This is a genomic window from Streptomyces sp. NPDC057474, assembly GCF_042802555.1.
Lineage (GTDB): Bacteria > Actinomycetota > Actinomycetes > Streptomycetales > Streptomycetaceae > Streptomyces.
In genome coordinates this window covers 15,298-30,052 of record NZ_JBHVDX010000059.1, presented here as the reverse complement: position 1 = coordinate 30,052, position 14,755 = coordinate 15,298, and the positions used below count along the sequence as shown (strand labels likewise).

12 protein-coding genes and 1 tRNA gene are annotated in these 14,755 nt (G+C 71.0%); 2 read left to right on the top strand and 11 right to left on the bottom strand.

Annotated elements, in window-relative coordinates; all coding sequences use genetic code 11:
* Positions 1 to 4 precede the first annotated feature (4 nt).
* A tRNA-Cys gene (locus ACFU53_RS18910) sits at positions 5 to 79 on the top strand.
* A 59-nt stretch (positions 80 to 138) separates the two neighbouring features.
* On the opposite strand, the gene ACFU53_RS18905 is transcribed toward ACFU53_RS18910, so the two are convergent.
* The 11 genes from ACFU53_RS18905 to ACFU53_RS18855 form a co-directional block, all read right to left on the bottom strand.
* Positions 139 to 726 carry an SUKH-4 family immunity protein gene (locus tag ACFU53_RS18905; RefSeq protein WP_383993219.1) on the bottom strand — a complete coding sequence of 196 codons (588 nt, stop codon included), beginning with the start codon at positions 724 to 726 and terminating at the stop codon, positions 139 to 141.
* Positions 727 to 895: 169 nt separating this feature from the next.
* Positions 896 to 3,211, bottom strand: a complete 2,316-nt coding sequence (locus tag ACFU53_RS18900; protein WP_383993217.1) for a xanthine dehydrogenase family protein molybdopterin-binding subunit — start codon at positions 3,209 to 3,211, stop codon at positions 896 to 898.
* Positions 3,208 to 5,031, bottom strand: a complete 1,824-nt coding sequence (locus ACFU53_RS18895) for a 2Fe-2S iron-sulfur cluster-binding protein (RefSeq protein ID WP_383993214.1) — start codon at positions 5,029 to 5,031, stop codon at positions 3,208 to 3,210. The genes ACFU53_RS18900 and ACFU53_RS18895 overlap by 4 nt, the downstream gene beginning before the upstream one ends.
* The gene (locus tag ACFU53_RS18890; protein WP_383993211.1) at positions 5,028 to 5,921 is read right to left on the bottom strand and encodes an FAD binding domain-containing protein; all 894 of its coding nucleotides are present in this window, start codon (positions 5,919 to 5,921) and stop codon (positions 5,028 to 5,030) included. Before ACFU53_RS18890 ends, ACFU53_RS18895 begins: the two co-directional genes overlap by 4 nt.
* A 293-nt stretch (positions 5,922 to 6,214) precedes the next feature.
* A complete protein-coding gene (locus ACFU53_RS18885) occupies positions 6,215 to 7,894 on the bottom strand; it encodes a beta-N-acetylhexosaminidase (protein ID WP_383993208.1) in 1,680 nt (559 codons plus the stop codon).
* Between the two features lies 1 nt (position 7,895).
* Entirely contained in the window at positions 7,896 to 8,738 is an 843-nt protein-coding gene (locus ACFU53_RS18880; protein WP_383993205.1) for a carbohydrate ABC transporter permease, read from the bottom strand.
* A complete protein-coding gene (locus ACFU53_RS18875; protein WP_383993202.1) occupies positions 8,735 to 9,682 on the bottom strand; it encodes a carbohydrate ABC transporter permease in 948 nt (315 codons plus the stop codon). Before ACFU53_RS18875 ends, ACFU53_RS18880 begins: the two co-directional genes overlap by 4 nt.
* A gap of 4 nt (positions 9,683 to 9,686) precedes the next feature.
* Entirely contained in the window at positions 9,687 to 10,988 is a 1,302-nt protein-coding gene (locus ACFU53_RS18870) for an extracellular solute-binding protein (RefSeq protein ID WP_383993199.1), read from the bottom strand.
* A gap of 190 nt (positions 10,989 to 11,178) precedes the next feature.
* Positions 11,179 to 11,859 (bottom strand): hypothetical protein, encoded by a 681-nt coding sequence (locus ACFU53_RS18865; protein WP_383993196.1) that lies wholly within the window; start codon positions 11,857 to 11,859, stop codon positions 11,179 to 11,181.
* Positions 11,860 to 11,964: 105 nt separating this feature from the next.
* Complete coding sequence (locus tag ACFU53_RS18860) at positions 11,965 to 12,255, bottom strand: DUF3039 domain-containing protein (protein WP_326582432.1); 291 nt, start codon at positions 12,253 to 12,255, stop codon at positions 11,965 to 11,967.
* Positions 12,256 to 12,284: 29 nt separating this feature from the next.
* Entirely contained in the window at positions 12,285 to 12,857 is a 573-nt protein-coding gene (locus ACFU53_RS18855; protein ID WP_383993193.1) for a YqgE/AlgH family protein, read from the bottom strand.
* Between the two features lie 309 nt (positions 12,858 to 13,166).
* Between ACFU53_RS18855 and murA the strand changes: the two genes are divergently transcribed.
* A complete protein-coding gene (murA, locus tag ACFU53_RS18850; protein ID WP_383993190.1) occupies positions 13,167 to 14,513 on the top strand; it encodes a UDP-N-acetylglucosamine 1-carboxyvinyltransferase in 1,347 nt (448 codons plus the stop codon).
* Positions 14,514 to 14,755: the final 242 nt, after the last annotated feature.

Here is a 14,755-nt window from a genome sequence, read left to right as displayed (position 1 = left end):
ACCCGGCCGTGTGCCCGAGTGGTTTAGGGACTCGCCTGCAAAGCGAGTTACGTGGGTTCGATTCCCGCCACGGCCTCCAGCACGGGGGGATGGCCGACCGCTTTTCAGTGGTCGGCCATCGTCGCGTGCCCGGCACTTTCAGAGCCCCGCGCAGGCCTTGTTGCGCAGTGTCTCCACCCAGCAGCCCGTGGCTGTTCCCTCGCGCTTCTCGCGGTGGAGGAGCCAGAGGGTGAAGGCGAGGGTGGAGATGTCGGCGTTGAGGGGGCAGAGGGTCGACTCGGGCTCGCTCCAGTTGAGGATCGCGCCGGTGGTGCCGTCGACGACGAGGCTGTTGCCCTCGACGAAGTGGCCGAGTCGGATCAAGTGGGCGGTTCTGGCCGGGAGTTGCTCGGGGGCGAACTCTCCGGGGCGTTCGTTCGCGTAGTACTCGGCGAGGGTCGGCAGCGGGATGTCCGTGTCGAGCCGGAAGAAGCCGTGGTCCTCGGGCAGGCCCATGTCCCGCAGAAAGCGGCGGGTCGGCTCGTGGGTGAGCGTGGCCGGGAAGTCGAAGTCCTCGAAGCGCCACACCGTGCTCTGGCCGAACTCCTCGTCCAGCAGCCGGGCGGGCAGGTCCAGCGCCAGTCCGGAGCGCGTGGCCGGTCCCCCGGACAGCACCGCCAGGTCGTTCAAGTGGTTCAGGTCCTTCAGGTCCGTCAGGCCCATTGTCCCCATCGTCATTGTGCTCATGGCTCCCCCCGGCACATGGTTCGCAGCGTGCTTCCCCCAGCGGGGATCCCGCACCGCCGAGCGGCCGTCCTCCCCACTGCCAAGAACCATACGCCGCCCCACTGACAACGCCCGACGTGCGGGCGAACACGCACCTCAGGGCTACGTCAGCAGCTGCGTCAGGGGCTGTCTACGCCCCCGTCACCACCGCCGCCTGCGGCCGGATCGGCAGGCGGTTCACGGGACGGCCCGTGGCCGCCCGGACGGCCGCCGCGACGGCCGCCGGAGACGTGACCACCGGCACCGCGCTGGCCGCCTTCGCGCCGAAGGGAGCGATGACGTCCCGTTCCTCCACCAGTGTGACGATCTGGATGTCGGGGACGTCGAGGGCGGTGGGCAGGGCGTAGCCGGTGAGGTCGGGGTGGCGGATCAGGCCTCGGGGGGTGCGCAGGTTCTCCGTGAGGGCCACGCCCACACCCTGGGTGACGCCCGCCTCGATACGCGCGGCGAGTTGCGTCGGGTGGAGGATCCGGCCGACGTCCTGGGCGACGGCCAGTTCCACGACCCGTACGGAGCCGAGTTCGATGTCGACGTCCACGACCGCGCGGATCGCGCAGAACGCCAGGCCCACGAAGGCGTCGCCCTGGCCGGCGCCGTCCAGCGGCTCGGTGGGGTGCGGGCGGCACTGGGCCGTGGCCCAGAGTTCCTTGCCGTCCATCGCCTCCGCGACCGTGGTCGACAGGACACCGTCGTACGACGTGATCTTGCCGTCGGTGATCTGCAACAGCTCCGTGGACATGCCGAACTTGTGCGCGAGCGGTTGCAGCAGTTGCGTGCGGACCATCTTGGCCGCTCGTTCCACCGCGCCGCCCGAGACCCACGTGTGGCGGCCGCGGCAGCTCGGGCCCGCCGGCGGCTGGTCGGTGTCGACCTGGGCGATGTGGACCTCGTCGATGCCGAGGGTCTCCTGGACGATCTGCCGGGCGAGGGTGGAGAAGCCCTGGCCGGTGTCGACGGCCGCGCACAGCACGGTCGCGATGCCGTCGTGGACCTTCACGGTGGCGGTCGAGACCTCGTCCGCGCCCTCGGCGCCGAGCATGTGGACCATGCCGAGGCCGTAGCCGACGCCTCGGCGGACAGCCCCCGGCTCGCCCGCGCCCTCGGGGCCGCCCGGAAGGAGCCACTCCTCCTCGGGGGTGTCCTTGGGGAGGGCGGGGAGCGGGAACTCCTGGACGGCCTGGAGGAGTTCGGCGACCGGGGCCGGGCAGGTCACGGACTGGCCCGTGGGCAGCACGTCACCCGTGGACATCACGTTGCGCATACGCAGTTCCGCCGGGTCGATGCCCAGCTTCTTCGCCAGCTTGTCCATCTGGGCCTCGTACGCGGCGCAGACCTGCATGGCGCCCTCGCCGCGCACATGGCCGGAGGGCGGGTTGTTGGTGCGGACCGCCCAGCCCTCGATGAAGGCGTTCGGGACGACGTACGGGCCGCAGGCGAACGAGACGGCGGCGGCCAGCGCCTCCGACGACGTGTCGGCGTACGCGCCCGCGTCGAGCAGGATCTGCGCCTCGACCTTGATCAACTTGCCCTCGGCGTCCGCGTGGTGGCGGTAGCGCAACAGGGTGGGGTGCCGGTGGGCGTGGCCCAGGAAGGATTCCTCGCGGGTCGCCGTCAGCTTGACCGGGCAGCCCGTCTTCAGGGCCAGCAGACCGAGCGGGAGCTGGAAGCCCTGGTCCTCGCGGTCGGCGGTGGCGCCGGGGACACCGGTGACGACGATCTTGACGCGGTCGGGGGCCAGGCCGTAGCAGGCGGCGGCCGCGTCGCGGTCGGTGTGCGGGTCGGTGGAGGCCACGTACAGCTCGACGCCGCCGTCGGGGCGGGGCACGGCGAGGCCGGCCTCGGCGCCGATGGGGGCCGGGTCCGCGCGGCCGATGCGGTACTGGCCCTCGACGACGATCTCGCCGGCCGCGTTCGGGTCGCCGTGGCGCAGCGGGATGTGGCGGATCAGGTTGCCGTCGGGGTGCAGGGGCTCGGCCTCGAAGGCCTGTTCCGGGTCGATCACCGGGTCGAGTACCTCGTACTCGACGATGACGGCGGCGGCGGCCATCCGCGCGGTGTCGGGGTGGTCGGCGGCGACGGCCGCGATGGGCTCGCCGTGGTGGCGGACGACCTCGGAGGCGAACAGCGGCCGGTCGGCCTTGCCGCGGCCGTGCAGGGAGACGCCCGGCACGTCCTCGTGGGTGACGACGGCCCGTACGCCGGGCATCTCGCGCGCGTGGGACGTGTCGATGGACACGATGCGCGCGTGCGGGTGCGGCGAGCGGAGCACGGCGGCCCACAGCAGGCCCTCGGCCCACAGGTCGGCCGCGTACGGGAAGGTGCCCTCCGACTTGGCCCGGGCGTCGGCGGACGGCAGGGACACTCCCAGGCCGTGCGGCAGCTGCTCGGGGGCGGGCGCGGCCTCGCCGGGGCCCGCGGGCGTCGCGATGACGGTTTCGTTGCTCACGCCTGGCCTCCGTCCTGGCCGAACGACCGGCCCTGACCGCCGTACGAGTCGTCCTGACCGGCGAACGACTGACCTTGACCGCCGTAGGTGTCGCCCTGGCCGGCGAACGACTGACCTTGACCGCCGTACGAGTCGTCCTGACCGCCGAACGACTGGCCCTGGCCACCGTAGGTGTCGCCCTGGCCGGCGAACGACTGGCCCTGGCCACCGTACGAGTCGTCCTGACCGCCGAACGACTGGCCCTGGCCACCGTACGTGTCGTCCGGGCCGGTGAACGACAACCCCTGGCCGCCGTAGGACCGGTCGGGGTCGTGCGGTGCCGGTGGGGGTGCTCCCCGGGAGTCGTACGCCGCCGTGTTGACGCCGCCCGCGCCGGGGCCCGCCTGGTGCGGGATGCGGGCCTCGTCGGGATCCGCGGCGGCCTCGTTCTCGGCCGCCGTGTGCGCCTCGCGTCCGGCGACGACGTCGCGGACGGCCGCCAGGACGCCCCGGTAGCCGGAGCAGCGGCAGAGGTTGCCGCAGAGCGCCTGGCGGGTCTCCAAATCGGTGGGGGCGGGGTTGCCCTCGAGGAGGTCGTGCACGGTCATCGCCATACCGGGCACGCAGAAACCGCACTGCACGGCACCGCACTTGGCGAGGGCCCGCTGTACGTCCGAGGGCTGCCCGTCGGCGGCAAGGCCCTCGACGGTGCGCACCTCGCTGCCCGCGGCGGTGACGGCGGGCACCAGGCAGGACGCCACGAGCCGGCCGTCGACCTGGATGTTGCAGGCGCCGCACTCGCCCTGCGAGCAGCCGTCCTTGGCGCCCGCGAGGCCGAGCCGCTCGCGCAGCACGTAGAGCAGCGACTCGCCGATCCAGGCGTCGCTGACGGGCCGGTCGGTGCCGTTGACGCGCAGGACGTACGAGGCGAGGGGGTGGTCGTCGTGCGGGGGCGGGGTCGGGGCGGGCTCGTCGGCCGGGGCCGGGTCGTCCTCGGTGTCGGTCCCGTCGGTCGCGGCGACCGTCTCCGGCTCCTCCGGCCGCTCGGGGCCCGCGGCCTCCGCGTCGGCCTCGCCGATCGCCTCAGCGGGCTCCTGGGCGGCTTCCGGGGCCTCCCCGGGGGTCTCTGAGGCCGGATCCGCGTACGCCTCTCCAGAGGCCGCGGAGGGCTCCCCGGGGGCCTCCGCGGCCCCGCCTGCCGCGCTCTCCCCTGCCGTACGGTCCTCGGCCGTGTGCTCCTCGGCCCGGTCCGGGGGCGGCGGCGCGGTCCACGCCGTGCCGATCTGCTCGGTCGCCCAGGGCGCGGCGGCGCCGCCGGGAAGCGTGGCGGGCGGGTTGCCGCCCCACTGCTCGACGAGGGCCGACGTGCTGAACTCACCGGATTCGTCCGGAAGATCGCCTCCGGCGACCGGAATCGACCACTCGCCGGTCACATCGTGACCGGGAGCGACGCCCTCCTGCGCGGCCGGCTCCTCGAACGTCCACTGCCCGGTCGAGCCGGGGTTGTACGTGAAACCGTCCTGCGTCGGGGGCTGCGGCTGCCCGGCGTTCGGGTCGTGCCACTGGGCGCCCCCGGCCGGCATCGCCCAGTCGCCCGGGGCGGACGGGTCGGTTCCGGCGGTGTTGGCCGTGTCGGTGTTGTTGGCCGCTATCTGCGGCGGCACATAGCCGTGGCCGGGCGCGGCGAGCGGGCTGTCGGCGGCGAGGAGCGCGTCGATGCCCCCCTCGGGGAGCTGTACGAACGTGGTGGCGCCGTCGTCGTAGTCGCCCTGCGGCAGCCGCTCCCAGCCGCTCTGGCCCCCCTGCTGCGGGGTGCCCTCTCCGTGCTGGTCGTCGGTCACGACAGTGCCCTCCCCAGTGCTCGTCGGGCCAGCGCGGCGACGGTGCGCCGCAGATGCAGTACGGCGGGCGGAAGCGGTGGTACGGAGCCGTCGACCTCGGGGGCCGGGTCGGGGATGCAGGCGGCGGCGACGTACTCGCCGAAGGCCTGCAGTGCCTCGGGGACGAGGGTGCGCTCGCCGTCCCAGTCGATCAGCTGACCGACCCAGGTCTCGGCGTCCAGGGGCCGCAGCGGCATCGGCGCTATGGCTCCGACGGCGCACCGCACCCCGCGCCGGGCGGGATCGAGGACGAGGGCGACGGAGGCGGTCGCGCGGCCGGGGCCGGTGCGGCCGGTGGCCTTCAGGAAGACCTGGGGCGCGTGCAGCAACGGCACGCGCACGAAGCCGATGAGTTCGCCGGGGCGCAGCATCTCCATGCCGGCCAGCAGATGCGAGACGGGCATCTCACGGCGGGCCCCGCCCGGGCCCGCGATGATCAGTGTGGCCTCCAGGGCGGCCAGCACGGGCAGCGCGTCCCCGGTGGGGGCGGCCGTCGCGATGTTGCCGCCGAGGGTGCCGGCGTTGCGGATCTGTGGTGGTCCGGCGGCGCGCGCGGCGGCGGCGAGCGCCGGGATGAGCGCCGCGAAGTCCGGGCGCCCCATCCGGGCGTGCGTCAGTCCGGCGCCCAGCAGGGCGTGTCCGTCCTGGTACTGCCAGCCGCGGATCTCGCTGATCTTGCCGAGCCCGACCAGCGCGGCGGGCCTGAGCTGCCCGGAGTTGACCGCGGCCATGAGGTCCGTGCCGCCCGCCACCGGAACCGCCCAGGGCATGGCGGCGAGGGCCGCCACGGCCTCGTCCAGCGAGCCGGGCAGAGTCACGGCCTGCGCCGCCTGCGGTGCGTGCGTGGTCAAACCGGATGCCCCTTCCCGCTGCCCCACCTGGTCCGCCTGTGTTGCCGTACGGTACGTGCTGACAGGGCGGACGTGGCAACTCTGGCACATTCTCGCGAGGCCCGAACGCGGGGGTCCGCTAGGAGGCATTCGCCCACCTCACCCGAGAGATGGTCCGTTTTGGCGCGACATCACCAATAGGTACCGATTGCCACTTCCGGCGTCACGTGCCCCCTTGTGTCTCTTGTGTCTCTTGTTCCTCTGAGGCCACCGTCGCAGAACACGCGCTTCGGTCCTACGGGTTCGCCGTCGCCTCACACGTTCGGGGGCGTCCCCTCGATCGGACGTCCGAGCACGCCGGGTCGCCGCTGCCACGGGCGCGGCCCCGAAGGCGGCCGATAACCGACCCCCAAGGCGTCAAGTCGTGGGTAATGGGCCGCCATCCGGCGCTCGAAGTCGGCGAAGTCACGCTCGGCGGGGGCCGGCAGCCGGCTCCAGGCCACCTCGGCGAAGGCCACCAGACGCGGGAACGTCTGGTAATCCACGCGCGCGGGGTCCTCCATCACCTCGGTCCACACATTGGCCTGGGTACCCAGCACGTGCCGTGCCTCGTCGGGCGTCAACTCCGGTGGAACCGGCTCGAACCGGAAGACGTCCTGCAGGGTGCGTACGTAGCCGATGGGCACCGGCTCGTCGGGGCCGCCGTCCTGACGGTGGTCCAGATACACCTGCTGCTCGGGGCACATGACCACGTCGTGGCCCGCGCGGGCCGCTGTCACGCCGCCCGCGTAGCCCCGCCAGGACGACACGGCCGCCCCCGGCGCGAGGCTGCTGTTCGTCGCCTCGCCTCCGGGCGCTCCGATCCGCCCTTCGGCTCGGCTCCCGCCCTCCAGGATCTCGTCCCATCCGATCAGGCGACGCCCCCGCGCGGTCAGCCAGTTGCCGAAGTGCCGGATGAACCACGACTGCAACTCGTCCTCGTCCGCGAGCCCCAGCTCCCGGATGCGCGCCTGCGCGGTGGCCGACTCCTTCCACTGGTCCTTGGCGCACTCGTCGCCGCCGATGTGCACGAAGGCCGAAGGGAACAACTCCAGGACTTCCTCGAACACCCCCTCGTAGAAGCACAGGGTGTTGTCAGTGGGGGCGAGTACGTTCTTGTTGATGCCCCAGGTGTCCCAGACGGTGAGGGAGGTCGTGTCGATGACATCGGTGTTGCCCAGTTCCGGATACGCGGCGATGGCGGCCTGGCTGTGTCCCGGGATGTCGATCTCGGGGACCACGGTGATATGCCGCTCGGCCGCGTAGGCGACGATCTCACGGATGTCGTCCTTCGTGTAGTAACCGCCGTGCGGCTTCTCCTCCCAGAGGGGTGACGCGCGATGGCCGAATTTCGTGCGCGCCCGCCAGGAACCGACCTCCGTCAGCCTCGGGTATCGCTCGATCTCGATCCGCCAGCCCTGGTCGTCCGTCAAGTGGAAGTGGAGGACGTTGAGTTTGTGCGCGGCCATCAGGTCCAGGTAGCGGAGGACTCCGTCCTTGGGCATGAAGTGGCGGGCGACGTCCAGCATGAGGCCGCGCCAGCCGAAGCGGGGGGCGTCCTCGATCGTGACGTGCGGCACGGCCCAGGTGCGGTCGCGACCGAGCGGGGCCCTGCGGTACGCGTCGGGGCCGAGGAGCTGCCGCAGTGTCTGGGCGCCCCAGAAGACACCGGCCGCGCTGCCGCCCTCGATGAGGACGCCGGACGAATCGCTGACCAGGCGGTACTCCTCGGGACCGAGCCCGGGGTCGAGCTGGAGCCCGATGCCGTCCTCGTCGGTGTCGTCGAGCTCCCGCCCCTCGCGCAGAGGCAGGCCGGTGGCCTCCCGCAGGACGGTGCGCAGCCAGTGGCCGACGCCCTCCGTCGCGGTGTCGGCGTAGAGCTGGGAGTACTCCGTCAGCCGCACCTCGCCGGAGCCGGCGTCGACGCTGCGGGGCGCGGGAATCAGTTCACTCACGTCAGTCCTTGACCGCGCCGCCCAGTCCGGAGACCAGCCGTCGCTGTACGAGTACGAAGAAGATCAGCACCGGAACGGTCATCACCGTGGACGCCGCCATCACGCCGCCCCAGTCCGGCTCTTCGGGCTTGTAGAACACCAGGAGGGCCATCGGCAGGGTCGACTGCGACGTGTCGCTGATGATGAACGACTTGGCGAACAGGAAGTCGTTCCAGGCCGAGATGAAGGAGAAGACGCTGGTGGCCACCAACCCCGGGAAGACGAGCGGGAAAAGGATCTGCCAGAGGAATCGGGAACGGCTCGCCCCGTCGAGGTAGGCCGCCTCCTCCAGCGCTTCCGGTACCGCCTTCACAAAGCCGCGCAGCATCCAGATCGCGAACGGCAGCGAGAAGGCGATGTGAGGCAGGATCAGCGAACCCAGGGTGTTCAGTTGGCCGAAGTCCCGCATCTGGAAGAAGAGGGGGATGGTCAGCGCCTCCACGGGCACCATCTGGGCCACCAGGAACATGATCAGCAAGGTGGTCCGGAAGCGGAAGCGGAATCGGGTGACCGCCGTCGCCGCGAGAAACGCGATGAGCGCGGAGACAACCACCACGGTGCAGGCGACGACAAGGCTGTTGACGAAGTAGCGGCCGAATTCCTCCTGCCCGAAGACGCGGCGGAACGAATCCAGGGTCGGCGCGAGGGTCCAGGGCCGGGGCTCGGTCGACTCGATCTCCCCCGCCGGCTTGAAGGCGCTCAGCGCCATCCAGTAAAGCGGGAACGCCACCACGACGGCGATGACCAGGGCCGATGCCTCCGCGGCGAGCCGCCAGGGCCGCCGCGGGAAACCCGACGAATTCACAGCTCCTCCCCTTGCCTGCGCAGCAGTCGCAAATACACCAGGGTGACCGCCAGCAGCATGACCAGCATCACCACACCGATCGCCGAACCGAGGCTGTACTGCGAGGACGCGAAGGCCTTCTGGTAGGCGTACACGTTCAGTACGAGGTTCTGGCCCGCGATACCGCCGCCGCCCGTCATCACATAGATCTGGGTGAAGACCTTGAAGTCCCAGATGATCGACTGAATGGTGACGACGACGAGGATCGGGCGGAGTATCGGCGCGAGGACCGACCGCCAGATCCGCCACTGCGAGGCGCCGTCCAGGGCCGCGGCCTCCAGGACCTCGGAGGGCACGGAGCGGATGCCCGCGTAGACGGTCACCATCACGAACGGGAAGGAGCACCACACCACTTCGAGCAGGACGAGGAAGAAGGCGCTGTAACGCCCGTACGTCCAGGAGTGGTCCCCCAGTCCCAGGATCCGGTTGACCGGGCCGAAGTCCGGGTCGAACAGGAGCAGCCAGACCGTGGAGCCGGTGATCGCGGGGGTCGCCCACGCCCCGAGCGCCGCCAGCATCAGCGCGAGGCGCGGCACGGCCCGTACTCGTGTCAGCAGCACGGCCAGCGCGCACCCGACGGCGAGCGTGGACACCACACAGGCCCCCGCGAAGACGACCGTGGCCAGCAGAACCTGCCAGAACTCGGGGTCCCCGAAGAGCTCCGCGTAGTTCGCGAAGCCCTGGAAGCGGGTCGGTTCGCCGCCGCTGACCTGTGCCTGGGTGTACTCCAGGAGCGAGATCAGGCCGAGTTGGTAGACGGGGTAGACGAGGAGCCCGCCGAGGACGACGAGCGCGGGGGCGAGATAGACCCAGGGGGCCCATTCGCGTTTGCGGGGCGGGCGGGTCGCGGCTCTGGTGAGCGCGACCCGTCCGGCGGTCTTCTCGACCGTGTCGTGCGCCGCCATCGGTTCAGCCGGCGGAGCTGAACGCGTCGTTCATCTGCGTCGCCGCGTCCTTCGACGCCTCCGCCACGTCCTTCTTGCCGCTGACGACCTCCTGGAACATCGTCGGCAGCACCAGCGAGGCGTCGATCTGCGCCCACGCCGGGGAGGCGGGCACGAACTTCGTCCCGGACGACAGCGTCGTCACGAACGGCTCGATGAACGGCTCCTCCTTGGCAGCCTCGGCCCGTACGTCGGTGTACGTCGGCAGGAAGCCCATCGCGTCGAAGAGTTCGCCCTGGGTCTCCTTGGACGCCAGCCGCTTCATCAGGTCGACGGCGAGGGTGCGGTGCGTGGTGCTCTTCAGGACGCCGACGTTGTTGCCGCCCGCGAACGCCGGGGCCACCGAACCGGACTTCACGCCAGGCAGCGGTACCACCGCGTATTTGCCCTTGACCTTGCCGGCCTCCACGGCCGCGTGGCTGAAGTCGCCGCCGATCGCCATGCCCGCCTTGCCGGCGGCGAACGCGGTGACCGTGTCGTTGCCGCCCATGCCCGCGCACTTGGCGGCGGGGCAGTTGTCGTCGCCGAAGAGCGAGGTGTACGCCTCGATGCCCTTCTGGGCGGCCGCGCTGTCGATCGTGGAGGCGTACGAGCCGCCCTTGCCCTCGGCTATCTCGCCGCCGTTGGCCCAGACGAAGGGCATCGCGCCGTAGGTGTAGGCGCCGCCGACGACGAGCCCGTACAGGTCGGGCTTGGCCGCGCGGATCTTCTTCGCGGTGGCCGTCAACTCGTCCAGGGACTTCGGGGCTTGGAGACCGAGTTCCTCGAAGACATCGGTGCGGTAGTACAGCGCGCGCACGCCCACGAAGAAGGGCGCCCCGTAGATCTTGCCGTCGACCGTCACGGAGGTCTTGGCGGTCGGGTCGGAGTCCTTGGACTCGGACCAGTCGTTGAACGCCGTGGTGACGTCGGCGAGTCCGCCGTCCTTCACATAGCCGGCCGTGTCGGTGTTGCCGAACTCCATGAGGTCCGGGGCGCTCTTCGGGTCGTTGAAGGCGGCCTTGATGCGCTGGGCGCGGGTCTCGACGGGGATGTACTCGATCTTCACCTTCGCGCCGTCGTGCGCCTTCTCGAAGGCGTCGACCACCTTGTCGACGACCTTCTGCTTCGGCTCGTTGCTCACCTCCTGGAAGAGCCAGACACGGAGCGTGCCGGTCTTCTCGTCCTCCCCGGAGGAGGAGTTGTCGGAGGTCTGCGGGGCACAGGCGGTCAGCCCCGCGAGGGCTAGGGCCGCTACGGGCGCGGCGAGTCTGGCGGCGAGCTTCATGGAACGTCCTCCGAGGGGGGAGCGGAGCGTTGCAACATGCGCAACGAGCGTTTTGCTCTCTACAACACCCCGGAGGCTAGGGAGTACATGACAATGCCCACAAGAGGTCTCAACCACCTTGTGACCGGCAGAAGCACTCCGTGCAACGCAACCATGGCGGCCAGGGGCCGGGAATGCGGGAGTTCGGCGATCAACGGCCGAAATCGTTCTCTCTCGACCGCCGTCTGCGGCGAGCCTCGCGCCAGGACATGCCCGCCGGCCACGGCCGCACGACGCCGGCCAGGGAGACCAGGAACACCAGCCACAGGATCGCCTGGAACAGCAGACGCAGGTCCTCCGGGACGATCAGGGTGAGCACCCCGAAGGCCATCACCACGGCGGGCCACACCCATCCCACGACGGGCCGCGGCGCCCCCGGTGGACGCAACCGCTTCCTGCCCGTCCCGCCCGCCAGCTCCTTGGCCCGCTCGTACGCCGCCCGGCTCTCGGCGGACTTGGGTCCGTCCCGCTTGACCAACGCGTACCCGAGCGCCGCGTACGGCTCGGGCTCGTCCGGCGCCAGCCGTACGGCCATGCGAGCCGCCACGACGCCCTCCTGGTGCGTCGCCCTGCCCCGCAGGTGGGCGAAGGCGATCACCACATACGCACGCCAGAGCCCCTCCTCAAGAGCCAGCGCCCTGCGCGCGAGCGGCAACGCCACATACGGATCGCGGAGTTCCAGCAGCACCCGCGCGGCGAGCACCAGCTCGGCCGGGCTCTCCGGCTCGGTCTTCTCGACGAGCGCGCGGGCCTCGCGGTACCGGTGTTTCCCGGCCAGCCGCCACGCCCGCTCCAACAGCTCGGCGGTCTTGGTGCTCTCCTCGCCCGCCATCCCCCACCCTCACGCACGACGAGACCGCGGCACCCGCCCAACAGGCACCGCGGCCATGCTCAGCGAGCCGGCATCCCGCACCCGGGGGTACGTCCGGCCGGCCGGCTACTGCTTGCCGTCGCCCTTGCCGCCCTGGTCGCCGCCGCCGGCGCCGAGGGACTCGAAGATCTCCTTGCACATGGGGCACACGGGGTACTTCTTCGGGTCACGGCCCGGGACCCACACCTTGCCGCACAACGCCACGACGGGCGTGCCGTCGAGGGCGCTCGCCATGATCTTGTCCTTCTGGACATAGTGGGCGAAGCGCTCGTGGTCACCATCGCCGTGCGACGTCTGCGGCGTCGGCTCGACGAGGGTCCCCGTACCAGTACCGCGCTCGGGCTCAAGAGTGCTCATGACGCCAAGGGTACTGAAGCTCACAGGCATCAGTTGAGCGAAGGGTCGTCCGGGTACGTGGCCACCATCGCGAGATCGTTGCGCTGGCGGCGCAGGACCTCGCGCCAGAGTCTCTCCGGGCAGGGTGAGGAGACGTCGCCGGGTTCGGACTCGACGACGTACCAGGCCCCCTCAACCAGTTCGTCCTCCAACTGGCCGGGCCCCCAGCCCGCGTACCCGGCGAAGATACGCAGCGAGCCGAGCGCGGAGGCCAGCAGCTCCGGCGGGGCCTCGAGGTCGACGAGGCCGATCGCGCCGTGCACGCGCCGCCAGCCGAGCGGGGTCCGGTCCACGGAGCCGCCACCGGGTATCACCGCGATTCCGAGCGCCGAGTCCAGTTGCACCGGGCCCCCCTGGAAGACGACTCCGGGTTCGCCGGCGAGTTCCGCCCAGCCCTCCAGGATGTCGCCGACGCCCACCGGGGTCGGCCGGTTGAGGACCACGCCGAGCGAGCCCTTCTCGTCGTGGTCGAGGAGCAGCACGACAGCGCGGTCGAAGTTCGGGTCCGCCAGGGCGGGCGTGGCCACGAGCAGCCGCCCTGTGAGCGAGGACACCTCGGTCATGCCAGACATGATCCCGCATCCTGCCCGCGTGCGGGGAGCCAATGCCGGTAGCGGTGTGAATGCAGCTCACGCCACGGGGAAGCGACCGGGGCGCACGGCCGTGACGGTGACGGCGTGTTGCCGGTGGTGAACGGTTCGTGTTGTGGCAAACCCATGACGTGGCTGAGAGGCACTTGGGCTTACGGAAGGGGGGTGGGCGGCGATTACGCTAGCTCTCCGGCCCACGGCGCGCCGGTCCCGCACAACGGGTCCGCCGGCCGTCCGTCCACGCCGGAAAGCCTCTGCCCAACTCCACGGAACGCGAGATCCATGACCGTCAACGGCTCTGACGACGTACTGCTTGTACACGGCGGCACCCCGCTCAGTGGCGAGATCCGTGTCCGCGGTGCGAAGAACCTCGTACCCAAGGCCATGGTCGCCGCGCTGCTCGGCAGCGGTCCGAGCCGGCTGCGCAACGTGCCCGACATCCGCGATGTGCGGGTCGTACGCGGGCTGCTGCAGCTGCATGGCGTAACGGTCCGCCCGGGTGACGAGCCGGGCGAGCTGGTGATGGACCCGACGAACGTGGAGAGCGCGAACGTCGCCGACATCGACGCCCACGCGGGCTCGTCGCGCATCCCGATCCTGTTCTGCGGTCCGCTGCTGCACCGGCTCGGCCACGCCTTCATCCCCGGTCTCGGCGGCTGCGACATCGGCGGCCGACCGATCGACTTCCACTTCGAGGTGCTGCGGCAGTTCGGCGCGAAGATCGAGAAGCGGGACGACGGCCAGTACCTGGAGGCGCCGCGGCGGCTGCGCGGCACGAAGATCCAGCTGCCGTACCCGTCGGTGGGCGCGACCGAGCAGGTGCTGCTCACGGCCGTCCTCGCGGAGGGTGTCACGGAGCTCGCGAACGCGGCGATCGAGCCGGAGATCGAAGACCTCATCTGCGTCCTGCAGAAGATGGGCGCCATCATCGCGATGGACACCGACCGCACGATCCGCATCACCGGTGTGGACTCGCTCGGCGGCTACAACCACAAAGCCCTCCCGGACCGCCTGGAGGCCGCCTCCTGGGCGTCCGCCGCGCTGGCGACCGAAGGCGACATCTACGTCCGGGGCGCCCAGCAGCGCTCGATGATGACGTTCCTGAACACCTACCGGAAGGTGGGCGGCGCCTTCGAGATCGACGACGAGGGCATCCGCTTCTGGCACCCCGGCGGCCATCTGAAGTCGATCGCGCTGGAGACGGACGTCCACCCCGGCTTCCAGACCGACTGGCAGCAGCCTCTGGTCGTCGCCCTGACACAGGCCACCGGCCTCTCGATCGTCCACGAGACGGTCTACGAGTCCCGGCTGGGCTTCACCTCGGCGCTGAACCAGATGGGCGCGCACATCCAGCTCTACCGCGAGTGCCTCGGCGGCTCCGTCTGCCGCTTCGGCCAGCGCAACTTCCTGCACTCCGCCGTCGTGTCCGGCCCCACCCGGCTCCAGGGCGCCGACCTGGTCATCCCCGACCTCCGCGGCGGCTTCTCCTACCTCATCGCCGCCCTCGCCGCCCAGGGCACCTCCCGGGTCCACGGCATCGAACTCATCAACCGCGGCTACGAGAACTTCATGGAAAAGCTCATGGAACTGGGCGCGAAGGTCGAACTGCCGGGCAAGGCGCTCGGCTGAGGCCGAGAGCAACCACACAACCACCGCAGAAGGCCACCGCTGCTCCCGGCCGGGGTCCGGGGGTCACCCCCCGGATGAACACAGCATGGAACAGCTCATGGAACTGGGCGCCAAGGCCGAACTGCCGGGCAAGGCGCTCGGCCAGAGGCACAGCCGTACAGTCCGTACACACGCCGATGGGGCGGTTTCCCGACCGGGAGACCGCCCCACTGGCGTTACTGCGCCTCGCACGCCGGACGGCG